General features: G+C 42.6%; 16 protein-coding genes and 2 pseudogenes. 12 read left to right on the top strand and 6 right to left on the bottom strand.

The annotated features are described in order from the left end of the window. From EI162_RS08685 to EI162_RS08675, 3 genes and pseudogenes are all read left to right on the top strand, one after another. Nucleotides 1–89: pseudogene (locus tag EI162_RS08685) on the top strand (IS5/IS1182 family transposase); the annotation flags it as partial. 88 nt (nucleotides 90–177) lie between these two features. Beyond that, on the top strand, nucleotides 178–1,203 hold the full coding sequence (locus EI162_RS08680; protein ID WP_192523985.1) for an endonuclease/exonuclease/phosphatase family protein: 1,026 nt from the start codon (nucleotides 178–180) through the stop codon (nucleotides 1,201–1,203). Nucleotides 1,204–1,437: 234 nt separating this feature from the next. Then, complete coding sequence (locus EI162_RS08675; protein ID WP_192523984.1) at nucleotides 1,438–2,130, top strand: TetR/AcrR family transcriptional regulator; 693 nt, start codon at nucleotides 1,438–1,440, stop codon at nucleotides 2,128–2,130. A 250-nt stretch (nucleotides 2,131–2,380) separates the two neighbouring features. Here EI162_RS08675 and EI162_RS08670 read toward each other — a convergent pair whose 3' ends face one another. Continuing rightward, nucleotides 2,381–3,166 carry a hypothetical protein gene (locus tag EI162_RS08670; RefSeq protein ID WP_192523983.1) on the bottom strand — a complete coding sequence of 262 codons (786 nt, stop codon included), beginning with the start codon at nucleotides 3,164–3,166 and terminating at the stop codon, nucleotides 2,381–2,383. 315 nt (nucleotides 3,167–3,481) lie between these two features. Continuing rightward, the gene (locus tag EI162_RS08665; protein WP_192523982.1) at nucleotides 3,482–3,943 is read right to left on the bottom strand and encodes a hypothetical protein; all 462 of its coding nucleotides are present in this window, start codon (nucleotides 3,941–3,943) and stop codon (nucleotides 3,482–3,484) included. Between the two features lie 955 nt (nucleotides 3,944–4,898). Between EI162_RS08665 and aceE the strand changes: the two genes are divergently transcribed. Both aceE and EI162_RS08655 read left to right on the top strand, forming a co-directional pair. Continuing rightward, on the top strand, nucleotides 4,899–7,712 hold the full coding sequence (gene aceE, locus EI162_RS08660; RefSeq protein ID WP_192523981.1) for a pyruvate dehydrogenase (acetyl-transferring), homodimeric type: 2,814 nt from the start codon (nucleotides 4,899–4,901) through the stop codon (nucleotides 7,710–7,712). 25 nt (nucleotides 7,713–7,737) lie between these two features. Further along, nucleotides 7,738–9,474 (top strand): 2-oxo acid dehydrogenase subunit E2, encoded by a 1,737-nt coding sequence (locus EI162_RS08655; RefSeq protein ID WP_192523980.1) that lies wholly within the window; start codon nucleotides 7,738–7,740, stop codon nucleotides 9,472–9,474. A 145-nt stretch (nucleotides 9,475–9,619) separates the two neighbouring features. Here EI162_RS08655 and EI162_RS08650 read toward each other — a convergent pair whose 3' ends face one another. After that, complete coding sequence (locus EI162_RS08650; protein WP_192523979.1) at nucleotides 9,620–10,252, bottom strand: OmpW/AlkL family protein; 633 nt, start codon at nucleotides 10,250–10,252, stop codon at nucleotides 9,620–9,622. A gap of 1,136 nt (nucleotides 10,253–11,388) precedes the next feature. Here EI162_RS08650 and EI162_RS08645 point away from each other — a divergent pair. Continuing rightward, nucleotides 11,389–12,372, top strand: a complete 984-nt coding sequence (locus EI162_RS08645) for an ion transporter (protein ID WP_192523978.1) — start codon at nucleotides 11,389–11,391, stop codon at nucleotides 12,370–12,372. Between the two features lie 270 nt (nucleotides 12,373–12,642). Here the strand turns inward: EI162_RS08645 and EI162_RS08640 are convergent, their stop codons facing one another. From EI162_RS08640 to EI162_RS08630, 3 genes are all read right to left on the bottom strand, one after another. Further along, nucleotides 12,643–13,290 carry a TerD family protein gene (locus EI162_RS08640; RefSeq protein WP_192523977.1) on the bottom strand — a complete coding sequence of 216 codons (648 nt, stop codon included), beginning with the start codon at nucleotides 13,288–13,290 and terminating at the stop codon, nucleotides 12,643–12,645. A gap of 98 nt (nucleotides 13,291–13,388) precedes the next feature. Continuing rightward, a complete protein-coding gene (locus EI162_RS08635) occupies nucleotides 13,389–14,540 on the bottom strand; it encodes a helix-turn-helix transcriptional regulator (RefSeq protein WP_192523976.1) in 1,152 nt (383 codons plus the stop codon). Between the two features lie 133 nt (nucleotides 14,541–14,673). Further along, nucleotides 14,674–17,403: an AAA family ATPase gene (locus EI162_RS08630; protein ID WP_192523975.1), complete on the bottom strand. Its 2,730-nt coding sequence runs from the start codon at nucleotides 17,401–17,403 to the stop codon at nucleotides 14,674–14,676. Between the two features lie 217 nt (nucleotides 17,404–17,620). Here EI162_RS08630 and rsmG point away from each other — a divergent pair, with 217 nt between their 5' ends. The 6 genes and pseudogenes from rsmG to EI162_RS08600 form a co-directional block, all read left to right on the top strand. Next, the gene (rsmG, locus tag EI162_RS08625) at nucleotides 17,621–18,337 is read left to right on the top strand and encodes a 16S rRNA (guanine(527)-N(7))-methyltransferase RsmG (RefSeq protein ID WP_192523974.1); all 717 of its coding nucleotides are present in this window, start codon (nucleotides 17,621–17,623) and stop codon (nucleotides 18,335–18,337) included. A 201-nt stretch (nucleotides 18,338–18,538) separates the two neighbouring features. After that, complete coding sequence (locus EI162_RS08620; protein ID WP_192523973.1) at nucleotides 18,539–19,318, top strand: ParA family protein; 780 nt, start codon at nucleotides 18,539–18,541, stop codon at nucleotides 19,316–19,318. A gap of 175 nt (nucleotides 19,319–19,493) precedes the next feature. Continuing rightward, nucleotides 19,494–20,645 carry a ParB/RepB/Spo0J family partition protein gene (locus EI162_RS08615; RefSeq protein WP_192523972.1) on the top strand — a complete coding sequence of 384 codons (1,152 nt, stop codon included), beginning with the start codon at nucleotides 19,494–19,496 and terminating at the stop codon, nucleotides 20,643–20,645. 78 nt (nucleotides 20,646–20,723) lie between these two features. Continuing rightward, the gene (locus EI162_RS08610; protein WP_192523971.1) at nucleotides 20,724–21,470 is read left to right on the top strand and encodes a MotA/TolQ/ExbB proton channel family protein; all 747 of its coding nucleotides are present in this window, start codon (nucleotides 20,724–20,726) and stop codon (nucleotides 21,468–21,470) included. Between the two features lie 68 nt (nucleotides 21,471–21,538). Next, nucleotides 21,539–21,970 (top strand): ExbD/TolR family protein, encoded by a 432-nt coding sequence (locus tag EI162_RS08605; protein ID WP_192523970.1) that lies wholly within the window; start codon nucleotides 21,539–21,541, stop codon nucleotides 21,968–21,970. A 138-nt stretch (nucleotides 21,971–22,108) separates the two neighbouring features. Further along, a pseudogene (locus EI162_RS08600) lies at nucleotides 22,109–22,256 on the top strand (IS982 family transposase); the annotation flags it as partial.

Below are 22,256 nucleotides of genomic sequence, written 5' to 3'. Positions count from 1 at the left end.
GGGCAGTTGCCACCAGATTTGATAAGCTCAAGCAGAGTTATGAGAATACGGTCGCTCTCGCTTGCGCTTATATCTGGCTGAAATTATGAATGTTCAACACGCCCTAATTTAGTAATTAAAAATAGTCCAAAATAATAAGAATCAAAAGCAGTGATTGAAAATAATAATAGGTAGTTTATGACAACGAATACAGTAGATAACAAGAAGCAATTTTATATAGCGACTGCTAACTTACTAAATTTTGCAAATCCTGATCGACTTTATTATCCCAATGCGCCAGCTTATAGCAATAAAGAATATGAGCATAAGCTACACGGTATAACCGATTTATTGGCAAAAGCCCACGCTGACATCATTGCAGTACAAGAGGTGTGGGACAGTGATGCACTTGAAGCATTGGCTGTCTCATTAGGATTTGAGCCGGAACATGTCGTGATTCCGCTGGCGAGTAATGACAGCTCCAGCCCTTATACACAAGGCAAGGGGGCGCAGGACACACCTGCCGTTGGCATCATTAGCCGCTTTGAGCAATTAGAGGTCAGCTCGTTGGAAGAAGTTGCGCCAAAGGCAGTGATTGATATTCCTGATATTGGCCCTTATAAACGCTTTAATCGCCCACCATTGGTAGTTCGTGTCAATGCCTATGGTCAGCCAATCACTATTATTACCGCACATCTAAAAAGCAAGCGTGCTTTTTTCTTACGTGATGACAATGGAAGCTTGATAGAAGATATGGATGATCCAAACATCCGCGTTCGTGCCAAACTGCGCAGTTTATGTATGCGCGCAGCAGAAGCCGCCTCCATCCGTATGTCTATCATTGAGCGTTTACACCACACGCGTGAACCATTGATTTTATTGGGTGATATGAATGATGTTACTGGTAGTGTAACCACTCAGCTGATGACCGAAACAGGTGAGGTCAACTATGACAAAAGTATGCGTGACGTGGCACTATTCGATGCCGCTCGTATTCAAGCTCGTTATGGTTGGATGAAGGATGTGGCATATACCCATATATATCAAGGTATGCCAGAAGTTATCGACCAGTTATTTGTTTCAGAAGAGTTTTTGCCGGATAGTAAGTTTTCGCTTGGTCAGGTAGAGCGAGTAGACTATTTTAATGACCATTTGAAATGGGACTATGCAGATAGAGTCATCGATCATGGTATTATAAGAGCTAAAATTAAACTCAATGATTAATTTTATAACATTGAATGATTAGCGCTATTAAAGTGTTAATCAATATATGATTTTTAACCCATTTATCTCCCTTGCTTGATACGTTACAAGCGTTTATGATGCCTCTCCATTGGGCGTAGTAATGCTAATATCGACTTTATACTATTGGCTTACAATAGTCCTTCAATTTAGGATAAATACTACCCCATTGTAGATTATATTTGTAAAACAGGGTGCAACATTAAGAGGCTTATGATGAGTGAAAATAGAGACGAAAAGATTGAAGATGTGTTGGTAGATTCTGAGCTGGCAAAAAAATTGGTACCCAATAAGTTTAAATTCACTAGCCAGCAAGGCCGTGCGCGCCGTCAAAAACTGCTTGCTGGTGCCAAAAAACTGAGTGAAACACAAGCGATTAATGATATTACCTTGGCTGCTGTCTGTGAAGAAGCAGGAATTCCAAGGGCTTCTGCTTATCACTTTTTCCCAAATATCGAAGCAATATTTTTAGCATTGCGCTTTTTGAATGCGATTGAAATATTAGAGATGGTAGAAACTGTTGATATTGGCAATTATGATAGATGGCAAGGCTACTTAATTGCTCTTATCGAGCAGTGTGTCACGATATTTCATAATGATGAGACCAAAGCCAAGCTCATTTATGACACCAACACGCCAGACTTCGAAGGTGATAGCTTTGGTGAAGATATAGATCATCAAATCGTTGATTTGGTTTATAAGCGCTTATCAGAGCGTTATGAAATGCCAAGTTTTGATGATATTCAAGATACATTATTGGTGGCTTATAGCATTGTTAATGCTATCTTTACCTTGTCTTATCGCCGTCATCAAAGCATCACCACTGATTATATTCAAGAAGCAAATACGGCATTTATCGCTTACTTACGTTGCTACTTACCAGAAAAGCTACCGCGTAAAAACCGTTAATGCCTTGCTGATTTAGTCCAAAAAACAGTGCGCTAAATATAGAAAAAGCCGACATATTTGTCGGCTTTTTTATTGCGAGTTTCTGATTAAGAAACTGTTTTTATATTGATATAGTCAGTGAGAAGTAATATCGCTACATCACGTACTGCAGGTACCGTTTTTTCTTGCTTGCTGTGCCTACGCAGACAGAGGCTGCAAAAAAACTATACCCGCAGTATCGTAGTGTTTTTAAAGTATTTTAACTATATGTTTATTTGCTATCGATAGTCGGTAGTACTTGTCCACTACAAGTGTCTTCAACTGAACTTAAGGGTGAATATAGCTCATAATAACGTACGATAAGCGCTTGCAAAGCGACGTTTGTTTCTGAGTTATGGTTATTAACATAGGCCTCGCGTGCCTGCTCAAGCCAACGATCTGCTTTGCGAAAGTGAGTTCCTGAGTCGCGTTCACTACGTGCGCATTGATTGGTAGCGGCCCAAATCAAAGTAACTTCACTGAAGGCAATTTCGCGTGGTGCTGAGTTTATACCGTCGCTGTCTTTTAGGGCACTGATGGTTGCCCACAGGTCAGGTCGCATTAACGCTGACATAGAGGGAATGTCTTGATATAAGGCGATATCTTTAGCAGTGCCATCTTTTAGTGCTCGTAATATAGTCTCTGCTGTTTGCAACGCATAGGTATCAGCAGGTGAGCGGCTATTGATGCTGTCTTGATGAGAGGCATAATTCAACCAAGCTTGTGCTTTATAAGCAAGATACTGCTGGTGTGCTGTCTTGTTTGCTTGCTGGTACTCTTTTAATTGATTCAGCATACAGTTCATCGTGCGCTGCTGGATGTTTTGGTCTTTGTTAGTAGAATGAGTAGGTAGCTGTGCCTCACAATGAGTGGCGGTTTTCATAGTATCCATATCAGTGCTACTTTGAGTAGTAGAGGGAGTGGATACGCAGCCCGCAGCCGACAATAACAATACAGCGGACACTGCGGTAGAAATAGAGCGTTTATAAGTGGCTACTTTGATAATAGTAGGAAGCATAATAAAAAACCTTGTAATAAGCTGATATAGTCTATTATATCGTTAACACTGATTTGGGACTGGTTTTATCGCTTATTAAACGGTCTCTATGATTTAATATTATTGACAGCGCGATAACGCCCGCATTGGGTCAGATGATAGCACGACAATACGGTGATATTATAATGTAGAGAGGCTATACCAAACGTTTGTTTTTGCATGGATTGTTACGTCTGAATAAGTCTTCGTCAAACTGGTGGTGTATCAAAAAGTATGCTGAGGAAATAATGATGTCAGCATGCTTGTTAGAACCCCACCCTTTAATTAAAAAGCGTGTTAGTCAACGATCGTATTAAGCGCTACGGCTGCAGATTTCTGTGCCGGCAATAGCTTAATATTCCAACGCAGGGTACGGTATTCAGAAAATGGGATTTTGACTATCTTGCCATCGACTTTACGCAGCAATGGTATATCGGCATAGTTCTTGCCATCGATACTGGCCTGAGCACTGGCAGGGCTGACTTCACCAGTAAAAGTCATATTGGCTGGAATAGGTAAAGTAACCGCCAAGTCATTGATGTTTTTATTAATAGTATTAGTATAGGTCGCTTTGTACTGAATGACCGTGCCCGCTGGAGCATTACGAACAGGTAAATAAGAAGTCTGACCCTCGGTGTTTTTGGTAACTTGACTGGCAGTCAAATCCATTTTTAGAGTATCATCAGCATGAGCAGTGCTTAATAATACCGACGCTAAGCTAGCTAATAAGGCGCTGCGTAAAGGGTTAAGATTTTTCATATGATATTCCTTGCGTAAACCATTACTATTAGATAGAGCGCCCTGAATTTTGTGCTAAGCAATATATAATCTGCGTTCAGTATGAGAAATAGAGCGCGCCGACAGAGAAGCTATTACTTTTTTATGATTGGCAGGATCTTGAGCATTGTTTGGATTGGCAGGGCAAGTATATTTATGTTTTAAGTAGCTATTGAGCCTCATAATTACGCACCTTATTTTATTTGATAGCACGTTCACATTAGGGCATATTCTCAATCTGAACAAAATCAACTGAATGGGCTAAAAATGGCTAAATCTTGCCAGACTGCGTCATATAGCTTGCCAATATCTTAATATTATCTGTGCTATTTTCCTTGTTTGACAGCAATTTATCTCATTTTTATTACCATTTTCAAAATGAGGACACGCCCTAGCTCTATAAACATAGTATATGCTTTAGCTTATATAATGGCATGATATATAAAGATTGAATTTAACCATATGTGCGGTTGTTTTCAAGTAAATAAAGAGCAAATGAGACGAAAGGTCGAGTAAGGCGACTGCTAGCATCCTTGTTAAGGGTATAATAGTAAATATAATGTTAAGATTTTTAACAACAATTATTCATACAATCACTAATCGATATTTATTTTAAAAATACATGTCATATCATCATTTTCTTATCGCTATAAACAATTACTGCATAAGCGCCTATAATAGACTGCCATAATCATTTAATGACTGAATAGACACAGTTAAGTGTATATTCTATTTTATAATTATGCTTATCCAAAAGATATGTTAATGTACAGTGCTATTATTTTGTATAACCTAGCTGTATATACTCCGCATAAGACAACGGAATGCTTGAGCCTAACAAGGAAGTCATAAGCAGTCCGATATCTCGTTACACACTATTCAATTAATAACACCCTGTCATCGTGCAGGGCTGACCGACAAAAAAGGATTAACACAGATGAATTATTATAAGGATGCTGATAGCACCGAAACACAGGAATGGCTACACGCTTTTGAGTCCGTACTCAAACATGCAGACAAAGACCGGGCGCAGTTTTTGCTAAAATCTTTGTATAACATGGCGGTACAAGAAGGGCTGCCGTTTAACCGTTTGGATACAGCTTATATCAATACCATCGCGGTTGAAGATGAGCCAATGTACCCTGGTGACTTGACCATCGAGCGTAAAATTCGTGCTTTGATTCGTTATAACGCGCTAGCAATGGTCATGCGCGCCAATAAAAATGATGACGATTTGGGTGGTCACTTAGCGACATTCGCCTCTAGTGCCACGCTTTATGAGACGGGTTTTAACCACTTTTTCCGTGCGGCCAGTGACCATTTCGGTGGTGACATGATTTATTATCAAGGTCACTCAGCACCAGGTATTTATGCGCGTTCTTATTTAGAAGGTCGCTTGTCCGAAGATCAGCTCGATAACTTCCGTCGTGAAGTTGGCGGTAAGGGCTTGTCAAGCTATCCGCATCCATACCTCATGCCTGATTATTGGCAGTTCCCAACGGTATCGATGGGTCTGGGCCCAATCATGTCTATTTACCATGCGCATGTACATCGCTATATGGAAAACCGTGGTTTGCTAGAAAAAGAAGGTCGTAAGATTTGGACCTTCTTAGGTGATGGCGAAACCGATGAGCCAGAAAGCTTGGGTGCCATCTCTCTCGCTGGTCGTGAGAAACTAGATAACCTGATTTGGGTGATTAACTGTAATCTACAGCGCCTCGATGGTCCAGTCCGTGGTAACGGTAAAATCATCCAAGAGCTAGAGTCAGTATTCCGCGGTGCAGGCTGGCGTGTGATTAAAGTTATTTGGGGTGGTAAGTGGGATAGCTTGCTTGCCAATGATAAAACGGGTGTGCTCAAGCATCGTATGGAAGAAGTAGTCGATGGCGAGTATCAGCTATATGAAGCCCGTACCCCTGAATTTACGCGCAAAGCATTCTTTGGTAAATATCCTGAGTTAGAAGAGATGGCTGATGCGCTCTCTGATGAAGATATTTCACGTCTAAACCGTGGTGGTCATGATCCAATGAAGGTCTATGCTGCCTTTAGTGAAGCGATGAAAACCAAAGGTCAGCCGACAGTAATTCTGGTGAAAACCGTCAAAGGTTATGGTTTATCGACCCAAACTCAAGCGGTCAATAAATCGCATCAAATCAAAAAACTGGATCAAGAAGGTTTGATGTATTTCCGTGATCGTTTTGATTTGCCATTTACCGATGAGCAGTTAGAGACGCTACCATTTTATCGCCCTGAGGAAGGTTCAGCGGAGATGAAGTATCTCAAAGGTCGCCGTGAAGCATTAGGTGGTCATTTGCCAAACCGTCGCAGTGGACATATTCCTTTAAATATCCCTGAATTGTCTATTTTTGATCGGGTGCTAAAAGGCAGTAACGGTAAAGAGCAGTCGACTACTATGGTGTTTGTACGTTTATTAGCAGCGATGCTAAAAAACAAAGACATCCAAGATCGCGTCGTACCAATCGTACCTGATGAAGCGCGTACTTTCGGTCTAGAAGGTATGTTCCGTCAATTGGGTATTTATTCTGCAGTTGGACAAAAATATACCCCAGAGGATAGCGAAGCCTTGATGGGCTATAAAGAAGCCATCGACGGTCATATGCTAGAAGAAGGCATCAACGAAGCGGGTGCCATGAGTACATGGATGGCGTTAGCAACCAGCTATTCTGTGAACGCGTTACCGATGATTCCAATGTACATTTATTACTCAATGTTTGGTTTCCAGCGCGTGGGTGATTTGGCTTGGGCGGCAGGCGACTGTCAAGCGCAAGGTTTCTTATTAGGTGCAACGGCGGGTCGTACAACACTTAACGGCGAAGGCTTGCAGCATCAAGATGGTCACTCACAAATCTTGTTCAACGTGGTGCCTAACTGTGTCAGTTATGACCCATGCTTTGGTTATGAGCTAGCAGTTATCATGCATGATGGCCTACGCCGTATGTATGGCGAAGGTGAGCGCGTCTATTATTACTTGACACTCATGAATGAAAACTATGAGCAGCCTGAAATGCCAGAAGGCGTAGAAGAAGGCATCAAACGTGGTATGTACTTGTTAGAGGATAATGGTTCAACCCAAGTACAGCTATTAGGTTCTGGGGTTATCTTGCGCGAAGTACAAAAAGCCGCGAAGATATTAAAAGACGAATTTAATATCACCTCCAACGTTTGGAGTGTGACCAGCTTCAACGAGTTGACTCGTGATGGTATGGTTTGTGATGACTACAATCGTCTGCACCCAATGGATGAAGAGCGCGTGCCATGGGTTACTGAGCAATTAGCACCGCACAAAGGTATCGTCGTAGCTGCCACTGACTATATGCGCAATTATTCAGAGCAAATCCGTGCATGGTTACCAGATAGCCGCCCTTATACCACGCTTGGTACTGACGGTTATGGACGTTCTGATTCGCGTGAGCAATTACGTAGCTTCTTTAACGTTGATGCCGCACATATTGTTGTCGCAACGCTTAAACGCTTAGCGGATGAAGGCGAAGTAGAAATGCGCTTAGTAAAAGATGCTATTTCAAGCTTGAATATTGATATTGATCATCCACCTGCATGGCAGCAGCAGCCGTATTATGACCATTCTCCAGATGCACCAGCTCCTGGTAATGTAAATCCGAATCCTGTTCCTGAGTTTGTCGCCGAAGACGATGATGAAATCAGTAATGAAGGTCGTGCTGAAGACCAAGCGGATGCAACTTTACTCAATGATGGTGATGTCAAAGAATAATAACCATAAGACAAGGAGATAAACTATGGACATTAAAGCCCCCGATTTGGGTGTTGATAGCGCCGAAGTCAGCGAAATTATGGTAGAAGTAGGTGATGTCATCGCCAAAGATGACAACATCATTCTACTAGAGTCTGACAAAGCCTCGGTCGAAGTACCAAGCTCGGCTGCTGGTAAAGTCACCAAAATCAGCGTTGCTGTTGGTGACCAAGTTAGCGAAGGTATGGTGCTGATTGAGCTTGAAAGTATAGAAAGCAATGACGATAGCGCTGCTGATGAAAAGCAAGAAGCAAATGAACAACAAAGCACAGCTGCTAAACCGGAAACAAAACCTGAGCCTACTACAACTGAATCAAAGCCGTCAGAGCCTACTGAAAAGCCGGCGTCTAACGCTGGCAAGGCAACGACTCATGCATTACCAGACTTAGGTGTTGATGAAGCGCAAGTCGCTGAGATTATGATTGCTGTTGGCGATATCGTCAGTGCTGATCAGTCAATCTTACTGATTGAGTCTGATAAAGCCTCGGTTGAAGTGCCTGCTCCACAAGCAGGTAAGGTCGAGAAAATACTGGTTGAAGCGGGCGATATGGTCGCGAACGGTCAAGATTTCATCGTTATTGTTAGTAGTGCAGAAAATGCAAACGATACTAATGATGCAAGTGAGTCTCAGGCAGATGCGGCTGAGTCAGAAGCGCCAACCACGGCCAAATCAGATGATAAAGCTGGTAAGGCTGATAAGCAAACGACTGGCGAGCCAAAGCAAGCCGCAAAACCTAAAACACCTGCTGCAACCAGTCAGAAAAATGACAAGCTGACAGAATCACAAGTCAATGAAAAGCTGGTCGATGTATATGCAGGTCCAGCCGTACGTAAGCTGGCGCGTCAGTTAGGTGTAGACATCACGCAGGTAAGTGGTACAGCACTGAACGATCGTATCCTAAAAGAAGATCTGTTTGCCCATGTGAAAGAAAGCTTAAGTACTCAAAAAGCAGCACCTGCCAGTGGTAATGTGGCTACATCGAGTCTACCAAGCTTACCTGATATGAGTAATACTGATATTTGGGGTGAAACAGAGACCCAAGACCTCAGCCGTCTACAAAAAGTCTCGATACCGCAGCTCAACTACAATACCTTGTTGCCACAAGTGACCCAGTTTGATTTGTCTGATATCACTGAGACGGAAAAGCTACGCGGTGAACTAAAAGGCGGTATGAAGGCGGAAGGTATCGGCTTCACTATCTTGGCATTTGTGGTAAAAGCAACCGCCTATGCCTTGACCCAGCATCCACGCTTCAATAGCCATTTAAGCGATGACAATACCCAAGTTATTTTACGCAAAAGCGTCAATATGGGTATTGCGGTGGCAACTGATGACGGGCTTATCGTACCTGTTATCAAAAATGTGCAAGACAAAGGTCTTAAGCAAATCGCCATTGAAATCGGTGAGCTTGCGGTAAAAGCTCGTGATAAAAAACTCAGTACCAAAGATTTGCAAGGCGCGAGCTTTACCATATCAAGCCAAGGAAATTTAGGTGGCACAGCCTTTACGCCATTAGTGAATTGGCCACAAGTGGGTATCTTGGGTGTGTCCGAGGCAAGTATGCAGCCACGTTGGAATGCTACTAAGCAAACCTTTGAGCCACGTCTCATGTTGCCGCTGTCATTATCTTACGATCACCGTGTGATTAATGGGGCAGATGCGGCCGTATTTACTCGCTATATTGCAACCTTACTGGCTGATCCACGCCGTATTTTGTTATAAGAATTGTTTTTACTAAATTTATTTGCAATAAGAGGACTGTCTACGGATGGTCTTTTTTATGCTTGATGTTTGCCGCTCAAATGTCAGGCACAAAAAAAGCCAGCGATTAAGCCAGCTTTTTTTATTCACATTACTTTATGTTATATTAGAAAGTTTTAACAAAAGCAACGCCATATACCCAAGGGCTGATGTCAACAGAACCAATGTCGCCACCATTTAACTCTACGTCAGGTTTGATGTCCATATAGCGGGCATCGATACGGAACGCTTCAGTTGGGGCAAATGGAATGTCCAGACCGATATGTCCAGCAACACCTACGCTATCTTTGATATTTAAGTCGTTACCGTTATCAAGATAGATTCTTTCTTTAAAGAACGTTGTGTAGTTAACACCCACACCAACAAATGGCTTCACGTTCATAGGCATATTATAGCCATCGAAGTGATACTGTAAAGATAGAGTCGGGGGTAAATGCTGCGTTTTAGCATCGACCTTGTCGCCATTAGCATCAGTTAAAGTGATGTCATGATGAAAAGGAATCGCCGCTAGCAATTCAACACCGATATTGTCTGCAACAAAGTATTCACCACTAATGGTTGGACGGATATCATCATCAACGTCTACAGAATACGCACCGTTTGCCAATGTGCCATTGTCGCTTTTTGGATCAACCATGTGGGCGCCAGCAGCAACCGACCAAGTACCAGCAGGAACTGCAAAAGCAGTGGTCATAGTAAGTGCAGTAGCAGCTGCTAAAACTAGGGATTGTAGTTTCATCATTTAGGTCCTTAACGTAATAGAGGATTATCGGTACTTTTCTAATGAGGGATGGCATTAGTTACCGATACACAATGTTATGATTATTGATTAGGGGCTGTATAGAATTCATCTATTAGGACTGCTGATCGCTAAAATAATTCCAGACTAGGCGTAAATCGAAGGTAATGTCGAGACCTTAGCTAGATTTACAACAACGTCTGGGGCGATTTTAGCATCAGTCCGAAGGAACAGGACTATTTTTTGCCACTTCATAGCCAAAACTATCGCGCTTAGAATAACTAAACTTACTATTTTTGGCGTCGAATTGCCTAAAAAATAGTCTCTGTCAGTTCCTTAGCTGAATTCTATACAGCCCCTAATCTGTAACATTGTAGCTCTATTATAATACATAACCATACTTTCTGTAAGGTTATAAGCATGTTTAAAGGGTTTTTATCCCATAAATTACAATAAAGATTATTTGTGAAGGTTCAATAGACCCTAATACTGGCATGTATTGAGTTTTTTGAAGCAATAGTCGTGATGTGTGGCATCTGACTTTTAAGAGGGTGTCATGACATTTTGGGGTTATTGAGGTATGGGTTTTAAACGGAACCTCCTACCTACTTATAGTCGGTTCAAAATAAAAGCGATACGATTGTAGTTAGATAAATAGCACTGTTTCGGTTTCAGAGTGAATCTACTATGGTACGAATAGCATTGATAGTGAGATAAGAAGCGGAGTAATGGTTTATGTTTGGTTATTGTAGCAACTCTCCTCCTCTACGCTGTGAGAATGCCCGTTCTACAAAGGTATTGCATCAAATAGATTCTTGTTGTCCAGAGTGTCATTTGTTTTTGCTACCCACCCAGAATATCACCCAGCAGTTACACGTTGAGGAGAAGTTTTTACGATTGGTTTTTATGATAGTGGCAACTATATTGCTAATAGCCGTCTGTATTTATTTCTTAAATTTTGTATAATCACTTACATTCTTCATAAGCCAGTTTCATGGTTGTGAGCACTTTTAGAGAGCTTGCTTCGAACTACCTACTGATAGACCTGCTTCTTGTAACCGAGTGCCAGTGTCCTATTATGTGAGGCTGCTTTATTCTATTAATTTTAGAACGGTGTTTCACCGCATAGGGACTGCATGCTATTCCAATCTATACGGCGCTTGCGACTTTTTGTTTATAATATTCTGCAAAATGATGAACATGATACGTGGTTTAGCCGTTACGTTGATTATTTTCTGATTTTTTTGATTATGGCTAACGTCACGGCAGTGATTGCTGAGTCAGTTGATAGCTGGTATTACCCTTACCAAAGTTATTTTACTTGGTTTGAGAATTTCTCTATCGTTGTGTTTGCCATCGAGTATTTACTACGATTGTGGAGTGTCGCAGAAGCCAAGCCGGACAATACAACATGGCGTCAGCGCTGGGAATGGCTAAAAAGCCCTTCGGCGTTAATTGATATTATTGCGATTGCACCCGCATTCTTAAACTTCTTTGTCAGTATTGATTTACGCTTCTTACGTATTTTGCGTCTATTTCGGATTCTGAAGCTCACCCGATATTTTGCCTCATTACGTATTTTATTGGTGGTCATTAGTAAAGAAAAAGGCTCATTTCAAGCAGTTGTTTTTATTTTAATTATTATGATTGTGACGGCATCTAGTGGTATTTATTTGGTAGAAAACCATGCCCAGCCAGAAGAATTTGAATCGATACCTAAAGCGATGTGGTGGGCTGTGGTGACACTCACGACAGTGGGTTATGGTGATGTCACACCCATTACCAATGCTGGTAAGATACTAGGTGCTATTATTACCATCTTGGGTGTGGGTCTAGCGGCATTACCTGCTGGTATTCTCGCCACAGGTTTAGCAAGCGAGCTTGCCCAACGTCGTGAAGAGCTTGAACAACACTTTCGAGAGCAGCTGATTGATAGCGATTTTGATTTGGTACAGAATCAGATGATGATTGATAAGATTCGCCGCGAGCTGGGATTAGATAAAGAACAAGCGCAAGGTATTGTTTTACAAGTTTTGCGTGAGCAAGAGCTTGAACGCCGCGAAAAAGAGGTGGAGGTGCGACAAAAGAATTTTTGTCCGCATTGTGGTGAGCCACTGTAATATTTTTTATATAGTTAAAATACTTTAAAAACGCTACGATACTGCTGGTATAGTTTTTTTGTAGCCTCTGTCTGCGTAGGCACAGCAAGCTAGAAAAAACGGTACCTGCAGTACGTGATGTATCGATTTTATTTTTCACTGATTATAGTGATTACTTGGGATTTTAAATAGATTAGAAACATAAAAAAGGGTGCGATGTTTTCATAACGTCACACCCTTTTTTATATTGAGTTATTCATATTTTATGAATAAATATATCACCTATTGATGCTATACCCCTTGTGGGATAGGAAGGACGCGTGCCAATTCATGCGCCACTTCTTGCGCCGCGCTTGCTAAATCTTCGGCAGGGAGCGGTAGGTTTTGTAATGTTAAATGCCAGTCATCGACTTCTCGGCGCAAATGTGCCACCCAAAGCGTGGTGCAATCACGCGGGAGTTGCTTTAGGTTGACTTCAAAACAACGATTGCCCTCATCATCGCTCAAATGAATCTCGCCTTTTTTGACTCTAGAAAATGGATGACCATGGTATGAGTTGGCTATCAAAGCGATATGGCTAATATGTGCTGGGACTCTTTCTAAATACAACCTTATTTGCTCTTGATCAAGCGGTGCAAGGTACATTGCTTGCTCGCCGCGATCTTTACCATTCAGGCTGTCACCTTGATGCTTAATTGATTCAGCTTTATCGCGTAATTTTTTGAACCAAACGATATCAGTCATGGTACAGTTTTCGTCATACAGCACACAAGCCAAATCAATATCAATCGCGCCTTGGTTTTTTTTAAAGCGCTTAAAAATCCCTTTTGGCTCAATCTTCGTAAATTCATAATTTAGCGCAAAAAATAAGGTTCTCGCCTCTAAACCCAATCCTCTTAAACTGTCTGAAAGTAATGGTGATGGGGCAGTGGTCGACATAATATTCCTTATTTATTTTATTCTCAATTTTTTAAATGCTTGTAGCAGTGTGAATACGGTTGAATTTGAGTGTCATTACCGTTAGTTATTATTGGCGATTATTTGTCATTTAGTGCTTTTTTATTTAATGACTGCTCCAACACCGCTTGATGTAACAACTCAGGCTTGGCGTCCAATAAACCATTGCCAAAACCACGCAACCACCAGACCAGCTGTGAAGTGAGATTAACCGTTGCTTGAATGGTCAGGGTTTCATCTTCATTAGACGTGACAATTTGGTCGTCACTGAGCTTGCTTTCAGTCAGGCTTTTGCCCGCTTGTTTGGTAAATTGCAGCTCAATGGCGGTGTTTTTACCACGGTCAGGCAGCTCACCGAATAGTGGGTGGCTAAAGCCCATGCCGCCCGCGTCCAAATAAGTATCAAGTTGGAAATCAACAGGCGTTTGTGCTGCGCTATCGAGTATTTCAACGCTGGCAAATCGATGCAAGGCAAAGGTGCGAATAATAAGTTCTGGGTCATCGGTACGAGTGGCCAGTAGATAAATAATCACGCCACGTTGGATAATCGCGATGGGGTTTAAGATATATTCGCTGGCTTGCGACTTATTACTGCGAGTATAGCAGGCCTTAATTTGTAATTGATAAAATAGCGCATGATAAATATTATCTTTGCTATTCAAATCTATATGCGGGGCGATTAATGGCTGAGTGGCAGGTTCGATACGTACTCTATCAATCCAAGAATGGGTCACTTTGCTGTTTTTGAGCTGACGCCGTGCTAAGTCAAACCAAGGGAATAGTTCATCTAAAATAACGGGTGGTAGTAGCTGGGTTAGATTGGCTTCGACCATGTTAAAGGCAACTGCTTGTGATAAATTCATATGCGGTAAACTTTGCAGTGGGGCATCATCGCACCAGCGCCAGCCTTGAGGATTGGCGTTGTTTTTTTCGATAGGGAAGCGTTTGGCTAGGGCGTTTAAATCACGCTGTACAGTCCGTAGACTGATATCGAAACCTGCCAATATTAGCTGCTCATAAATATGCGTGGTGCCGACCCAGCGATTACGCTGTAGCTGCGATAACACTTGCCATTGCCGCGCCGTCGTTGCCGCACCATGCCGATTATCGCTGACATTTCCTTCGGTATTACTACTTTCATCCGCTAAAATGGGTGCTTGCACATCAGCACTCGTGTGAGCTTGATTTTGGAGGGTATCTAGGTTATCGGCGTCAGTGTGATGTTCAGTCATGAAAAGATAGCCTTTATAAAATCGCGAGTCAGTTTTTTTACGGGTTGCTCATTGGTTATGAGCAGATAAGCAACAGATTATCATCGCAGAAAATGACAGTGACGTCTAGAGATGGTCATCCTTGATTGTGCCTTTATCTCTCTCTTTTACGCTGTTCTTTCTTATCCTCTTTTTTTTGACGTTTTGCTTTACGCTTCTTTTTGTCTTTCTTTTTTGATTTTTTATCGTCTATTTCGTCGTCATCGCTATTTTGGTTTTCATCCCACAGCATTAAACGGCTTAAGACTTTGCCAAATAGTGTGTCTTTGCGATAGCGATCTTTTTTATTCATCGTATCCACAGGTAAGCCGGTCATCAAGGTTAGCGCTTCACTCAGCGTATGTACGCCATATATATGAAATTCGCCTGCTTTAACGGCAGCAATGATATCATCGCGTACCATTAATTGTTTGACGTTGGCCATCGGGATGACGACGCCTTGTTGTCCGGTCAGCTCTTGCTCACGGCAAGCATCAAAGAAGCCTGCAATTTTGGCATTAATACCGCCTACTGCTTGTACTTCACCAAGCTGATTCATCGAGCCAGTAATGGCAAAGGATTGATTAATTGGCACATTTGCTAAGGCAGATAGTAGCGCACAGCCTTCACTGACCGTGGCGCTATCGCCATCGATATGGGCGTAGCTTTGCTCGAAAGCAAGTGACGCGCTAAAGTTCAACGCATGATGCTGACTAAATAAGGCGCGTAAGTAGCTGGTCATAATCAGCATACCTTTGGCGTGTAAGCTACCGCCTAAATCGACATCGCGCTCGATATCGAGTATTTCACCAGTGCCGATGTTTGGCTGAATAACCGCAGTCAAGCGGGCTGGCATACCAAACTCGCTATCGGCATAATTGACTACCGTTAACGCATTAACTTGTCCAACGGCAAAACCCTGAGTTTGGATAAGCTGCTGACCGTTTTTGAGCTCATCCCAATATAAGTCGCGTAAGTATCCTGAGCGTTCATCCATATCGTCGATGGCTTGTGTGACATGGTGGGCATCGACAATATCTTCGCCACTCAAACGTGCATGGCGATTAGACTCGTGCAATAGCTTAATCAATAAATCACTGTGTAGGCTGAGTCGGTCTTGCTCTTCTGCTTGTAAGCTTAAATATTCGAGCAAGGCAGCTTGTGCACTACGATCAAATGGATATAGGTTGGCGTAATCAATGATATCGGCCATCTTTGCAACCAGTGCCAATTCGTGTTCATGGCTGCGAGGAACATCATCATGAAAGTCGGCACGTACTTTGAACACTGCATCAAATTCGGGCTCAAGCTCTAGTAATTCATAATATAAGTCTGCTTCGCCTAACAAAATCACCTTGATATCAAGATCTATTGGCGCTGGTGATAACGACAAACTACCCGTTAAAGTCAGCATTTGCTCGAGGCTGGAGAGCTTTATTTTACGTGACTGTAAGGCGCGCTTAAGACCTTGCCATGCATAAGGATGCTCAAGTAAATGGCTGGCCTCTAATAATAGATAACCGCCATTGGCACGGTGTAGAGCACCCGCTCGAATCATGCTGACATCGGTGGTTACTGTCCCCAATTGGGTGATTTGCTCGACATGACCCAATAAGTTTAAATGAGTGGGTAAGTCTTCAAAAATGACGGGTGCACCGCTGTCAGGAGTATGGCTGACAATGATATTGACCGTATAGCGGCTTGGTGTCGTGGCTAATGCCGCCGCCACAAAATCTTCATCATCACCATTAACGATGCGCTCAACATGAGTAATCATGTCGGCCAATATCGTCTTAAGATAGTCGACGATAAGTGGGTGAGCGGTAAATTGCTCATAAATAGGTGCAAATAAAGGCTGTAACGCTCGTTGTGCAATATTACGATGCAGCGCCTCTATGGCATCATTGGCTTCGTCTTCTAATTGCTCTAAAGCGATGGTCAGCTGACTCAGGCGTTTTTGCATATGGTTTTTTTGAGCAAAATTACTCAACTCAGCTTCGTATTCACTATTGCAGTACTCATTATTTTCAACATCAACATTAATGTCATTGTCGTTAGGAGAATTGGCTTTCTTACCTTTATCAATCGCTGATTTATTTTTATAGCTGCTAGATATTTTGTTATCTCCAGCATCAACATGACTGCCTTCTGTCGCAAGCTGGCTGGGATGTACAAACATTGCTTTATTATCGAAGGAGCGGAACGTTAGTGCTAAATCATACTGTTTGCCTTCAGCATTTAAGGCATCGTAGGCGTGGCTTTCTTTTTGATGGGTATCATTTTTGATGGCTTCGATTTTGCTTTGATATTGATCGCTACGAAAGCGTTGGCTCAGCCGATTTTTGGCTTGTTGCCATAATTGATTGACTTGTTGCTGTAATAACGTAGCCTGACCTGCCGGCAGGCGCAATGCCAGTGGGGTGCGCGGATCAGTGAAATTATGCACATAGACCCAATCGTCAGGCGTCGGTGCATCGGCAGCGATACGCTGTAATAAACGGCTGATAATCGTGCGTTTGCCCAAGCCATTTTCACCAGCAGCAAATACATGATAACCACTGGCTTTGATGTCCAAAGCCGTCTGCAAAGCTTTGAGTGCACGCTGCTGACCGAAGCCCACATCCAAATCGGGTGCCGTCCGTGTGTCTGTTGGCAGATTATTCGGCTCGCTATAACGCTTGAGTTGCTCAGCGCTAACAAGGCAGCGTTGCTTAACCTCAATACAGGTAGGATGTAGCGTATGTGATGTTGCTTGTTTAGTAGCTGTCAATTCAGCGGTCGGTATTACCATGTTATTAGCGTCTTTTGATACGTGAGATATAGGGGCTTGCGGCTGTTCAGTCATAGGCGTCGGATAAATCGTCTTAAAAAATGAAGGGGGTATATCTGTGAATGTTCAGTACGCTTTAATAGTAAATTTAACATTATCAAAGAACAATAACGCCTCAATACCAGCGTAGATAGTATAAGATGTCTCACATTGGTGCAATCTGCAACTATTCAATGGGCAGCCTGCATGATAAAATAGACGGTTCACATGTCAAAACTGGATAACTCGTTGTATGTCAGCTTCCGCTAAAACCACCGCATCGTCTGCTAGCACGGGTAATATTCGTATTGACCCAACTGGCTTTGTAAAGATTGGATCACAACTGCCAGCGCTGGCCAATATTTTGGCGCAAGCGATAAATGAGCTGGATCTGACCTTAAGCGCACCGCAGCAGCGCACATTATTATTGTACCTAGACCAGCTTTTATTATGGAATAAAGCGTATAATCTGACCGCGATTACCAATCCAGAAGAAGCGTTAATCAAACATGTGATTGATTGTTTGTCTATTATAACCCATTTGCCGTCAGGGTCGCTGTTAGATATCGGTACAGGGGCAGGGTTGCCTGCGGTGATTATCGCCATTTGTCAGCCTGAGCGCCAATGTACTGCCCTTGATAGCAATCAGAAAAAAATCCGTTTTATTAAACAAATTAGCAGCGAGCTTGGTTTGGCTAATATGCAGCCTATCGCCTCTCGTATCGAGGCGCATGAAGCCAGCTATGATGTGGTTACCTCTAGAGCGTTTGCCAGTTTGATCGACTTTGTTGAAGTGGCTCAGCCACGATTGGCAGAAAACGGCTATCTATGCGCAATGAAAGGTAAAGCCCCGAGCGATGATGAGTTACAAGCGCTTGATGACGAATGGCAAATTAAGACAATTAAGCTAAAAGTACCGCGTTTGCATGATAGTCGTCATTTAATTGAATTGTCTTATAAAAATGTCTAAGCTATGAACATCCTTTCGGTTAGGTAATAGCAACCATGAAACAGCAAAGGTCTTTTTTGTGGAACCTAGTTTACGTACGTAATTAAATGACCTAGTATCTAGAACCTACAAATGTGGCAACCTAAAAGTTTAGTGGCAAACATTGTGATAGATGAAGTAAGCAAGTAACAGTAACAAACCCTAATTAAATTGAGTGAGTGTATGGAAATCATAGCCATTGCGAATCAAAAAGGCGGCGTGGGTAAAACCACGACGGCGGTAAATTTGACCGCCAGCTTGGCTGCTAAGCGCAAGCACGTACTGCTGATTGACTTAGACCCACAAGGCAATGCCACCAGCGGAACGGGCGTGGACAAAAACGAATTAGAATTGACCATCGCCGACGTGTTACTTGATGGTGTCTCGTTGTCTGAGGTCATTGTCAGCAGTCCAGCAGGGTTTGATGTTATCGGCGCCAATCGTGATTTGGCGGGTATGGATATCACCTTAATGAACAAAACTAATAGTCATGAGCTGTTTAAAACAGCGATGGCAGAGTTGGTTGAGGATCAAAGCGCGGCTGCAAAACCTGCCTACGATTATGTGGTTATCGACTGTGCACCCAGCTTAAACTTGCTGACGATTAATGCCTTGGTCGCCACAGATGGGGTGATTATTCCGATGCAGTGTGAGTATTATGCGCTAGAGGGGTTGGCTGATTTATCGCAAACGATAGAGCGTTTAACCGAGCTGAATCCTAAGCTATATATTCGTGGTGTGGTAAGAACATTATTCGATGCACGCAACACACTGGCTCGCGATGTATCTGCCGAGCTAGAAGCGCACTTCGGTGATATTATGTATAAAACCCATATCCCAAGAAATATCCGCTTAGCAGAAGCACCAGCGCATGGCTTGCCGGTTATTGCGTATGAAAGATGGTCAAAAGGCTCGCGTGCTTATCAAAAATTGGCAGCTGAAGTCATCAAACAAAGTCATTAGAAAGTGCTGGTTATAATAGTGTGAGAAAAAGTAACTGCTCATCAGCAAAAGAAATCGGTCATAGCAGCAAGCAATCAGCCAGATAGCAGAGCATTAAGCTTTAAACATTAGATTCATTGTTACATCGTATTTAACATCATTTGGCTTTTATTTTAGCGTTAGAGGATAGGTAATCATGGCGAAGAAAAGAGGGTTGGCTGCTAATAGAGGCTTGGATGCTTTATTGGGGTCAATCAAAAAAGAAAAGCAAATTACCGCCTCTGCCTTGCAAGACGATAGGGTGGCAAGTGACAACACTTTGCCTGCCGAAACGTTAGACACGAATATAGTAAACGCCAGTACGCCGACTAAAACTGATCGTACAAAGACCAGTGAAAAGTCTACAACTGCTAAATCAGAGGCTTCTGAGCCAAAAGACAGTGGACAGCGTAAAGCACGTGCGCCGCGTACGACAAGTAAAATGGCAGCTAATAAAACTCGTATAAATGGGGCAGAAAATAGCCAATCAGAAGACCAAATTAGCTTAGTGCAAATCGATGTGACCCGCTTGCAAGCAGGTAAATACCAGCCGCGCCGCGATATGAGTGAAACGGCACTTGCAGAACTGGCGTCTTCTATTGAGCAACATGGCGTGATGCAACCAATCGTTATTCGCCCATTATTAGCCAATGAAGACAAGAGTGAAGCTTTTGTTACTCATGAAATTATCGCTGGTGAGCGCCGCTGGCGTGCGGCAAAAATGGCTGGTAAGTCAGTTATTCCAGCGATTGAACGTGCTTTATCAGACGAGCTGGCTATCGCACTGGCTTTGATTGAAAATATCCAGCGCGAAGATTTATCGGTGATTGAGCAAGCCGCAGCATTACAGCGTTTCCATACGGAGTTTGGTATGAGTCATGCGATGATTGCTGAAGTCGTTGGTAAAGCGCGGACCACCGTATCAAACCTACTGCGCTTAAATCAGCTACATGACACAGTCAAAGACCACTTATCCAATAACGCCTTAGATATGGGTCATGCTCGTACTCTTTTAGCTTTATCCTCTGAGCAGCAACCGATCATTGCCCAAAAAATTATCGATGGTGGTATGACTGTGCGTGAAGCGGAAAAGCTCGTTAAGTCCATCTTGCAACCTGCACCCAAACCCAGTCGCACCGAACAAACTCAATCTCGCGATGCTGAGCGTTTAACGCAGAGACTGACGGACATGCTAGGAGCAGAGGTCAAACTTAAGCATAAAAAAGACGGGCAGGGAAGCGTCGAAATATTTTTCCACAACCAAGAACAGCTCGCCGCCTTGGTTAAGCATATAGAAGCGCAAGCTTAAGGTATTAATACATCCATAGTGCGGATTAAAATTATCTTGAAGACCCCTATTTTTATAAAAACTTAAAAGAGAGTCAGTATGTGGGAGTTGGTAAAAGCGGGTGGTTGGTTGATGACGCCTATTGTGGTTTGTTCAATATTGGCGTTAGTGATTATTATCGAGCGTAGCCATACCTTGCAGTTTAATAAAATCGTACCTAAACGATTACGCGAACAACTAATAACTCGCCTGCGTGAAAACGGCGATATTGGTCGTACGCAATTGATGAATGTCAAAGAGAAGACCGCTTTGGGTGATATTTTAGCGACTGGTTTGCTTTATCGTCAGTATGGCTTAGAGTCGATGACCATGCATATGCAAAATCGGGCGAGCGTGCAAGTTCATCAATTAGAAAAAAACATCAATATGCTGGGTACTATCGGGGCGATTGCTCCATTACTGGGCTTGCTGGGTACGGTATTGGGGATTATTTCTTCATTCTTGGCCATTACCGATGGCGCGATGCAAGACCCAACGATGCTTGCCGCTGGCGTGTCACAAGCATTGATTACAACTGCTGCTGGTATGATTGTCGCCATCCCAGCGTTGGTCGCTTATCGTTACTTTCAGCGCCGTATTATTGATATCAATGCTCAGTTTGAAACCCAAGCAGGGCTTATGATTCAAGAGCTATATGACTATCAATTATTAGAGCATAATCATATAGAGCATAGTCATAAGCCTAATGTACCTTTGTCTGAGAATAGCGTATCGTCTGATGATCATGCAGATGGTAGACATTCAATTGATGGTTTAGGTAAAGTCGCAACGGCTAATTTGTCATAGTAGCAGTATCGAAGTTAGGATAATCCTACGTTAAGTACAGCAGCAACAATGATATTAAAGAGAGTGATATGCGCTTTAGAAAACCAACCGTTGAACCACTTGAAATTAATCTAACGCCGATGATTGACTGTTTATTATTTTTGATTGTGTTTTTATTGCTGGCAACCTCGTTCAATCACTTTAGCCGCTTAAATATCATTCTGCCTGAAGCAGAAGGTGTCGCGTTGACAGAGCAAAAAAACAGCATCGAAGTCGCGGTACAAGAAGACGGTAGTTACTTAGTCAATGGCATTACACTTGCTAGTAGTAACGAAGCTGAGCTTACCAGTATGCTACAGCAAGAGGCAGGTGGTAATCGCGATATGCTATTTGTCATTGCTGCGGATGCCAATGCGACCCATCAGTCAGTGGTGCGGGTGATGGATATTGCAGGAAAACTGGGTTTCTTGAATCTAAATATCAGCACGGTCGTACCACTGGGTCAGCCTTTACCGCAATAATGTATACCAGTTCTGCTGTAGGGCTTTTATATTGAACTTACTATATAAAACCCCACTCTCAACATCGAAAGTGATTGAAAAAAGAAGAGCATCTCACTAATCTATTGTTTTCGACCAAGAATACAACGGAGTCATGAGATGCCCATAGACGAATTTATCATCAATATCTATTTAATGGTAGAGCAATATTACAAAATAGTCGTCACCAAACCCTTGCGAGGGGCAGGTTATGCGCCAAAGCTGAGTGATCCTGAGATTATTTGCATGGAACTGGTCGGTGAGTTTT

Source organism: Psychrobacter sp. FME6, assembly GCF_014861365.1.
Classification (GTDB): Bacteria; Pseudomonadota; Gammaproteobacteria; order Pseudomonadales; family Moraxellaceae; genus Psychrobacter.
The sequence above is the reverse complement of the archived record's forward strand: the minus strand, read 5'-3'. Positions and strand labels throughout refer to the sequence as shown.

Bases quoted from the DNA above. Each gene is read 5' to 3' on its own strand.
- EI162_RS08615 (WP_192523972.1), top strand. From the start codon at position 19,494: ATGGCGAAGAAAAGAGGGTTGGCTGCTAATAGAGGCTTGGATGCTTTA.
- EI162_RS08605 (WP_192523970.1), top strand. From the start codon at position 21,539: ATGCGCTTTAGAAAACCAACCGTTGAACCACTTGAAATTAATCTAACG.
- EI162_RS08620 (WP_192523973.1), top strand. From the start codon at position 18,539: ATGGAAATCATAGCCATTGCGAATCAAAAAGGCGGCGTGGGTAAAACC.
- EI162_RS08645 (WP_192523978.1), top strand. From the start codon at position 11,389: ATGCTATTCCAATCTATACGGCGCTTGCGACTTTTTGTTTATAATATT.
- EI162_RS08650 (WP_192523979.1), bottom strand. From the start codon at position 10,252: ATGAAACTACAATCCCTAGTTTTAGCAGCTGCTACTGCACTTACTATG.
- EI162_RS08665 (WP_192523982.1), bottom strand. From the start codon at position 3,943: ATGAAAAATCTTAACCCTTTACGCAGCGCCTTATTAGCTAGCTTAGCG.
- aceE (WP_192523981.1), top strand. From the start codon at position 4,899: ATGAATTATTATAAGGATGCTGATAGCACCGAAACACAGGAATGGCTA.
- EI162_RS08630 (WP_192523975.1), bottom strand. From the start codon at position 17,403: ATGACTGAACAGCCGCAAGCCCCTATATCTCACGTATCAAAAGACGCT.
- rsmG (WP_192523974.1), top strand. From the start codon at position 17,621: ATGTCAGCTTCCGCTAAAACCACCGCATCGTCTGCTAGCACGGGTAAT.
- EI162_RS08670 (WP_192523983.1), bottom strand. From the start codon at position 3,166: ATGCTTCCTACTATTATCAAAGTAGCCACTTATAAACGCTCTATTTCT.
- EI162_RS08640 (WP_192523977.1), bottom strand. From the start codon at position 13,290: ATGTCGACCACTGCCCCATCACCATTACTTTCAGACAGTTTAAGAGGA.
- EI162_RS08675 (WP_192523984.1), top strand. From the start codon at position 1,438: ATGAGTGAAAATAGAGACGAAAAGATTGAAGATGTGTTGGTAGATTCT.
- EI162_RS08680 (WP_192523985.1), top strand. From the start codon at position 178: ATGACAACGAATACAGTAGATAACAAGAAGCAATTTTATATAGCGACT.
- EI162_RS08655 (WP_192523980.1), top strand. From the start codon at position 7,738: ATGGACATTAAAGCCCCCGATTTGGGTGTTGATAGCGCCGAAGTCAGC.
- EI162_RS08635 (WP_192523976.1), bottom strand. From the start codon at position 14,540: ATGACTGAACATCACACTGACGCCGATAACCTAGATACCCTCCAAAAT.
- EI162_RS08610 (WP_192523971.1), top strand. From the start codon at position 20,724: ATGTGGGAGTTGGTAAAAGCGGGTGGTTGGTTGATGACGCCTATTGTG.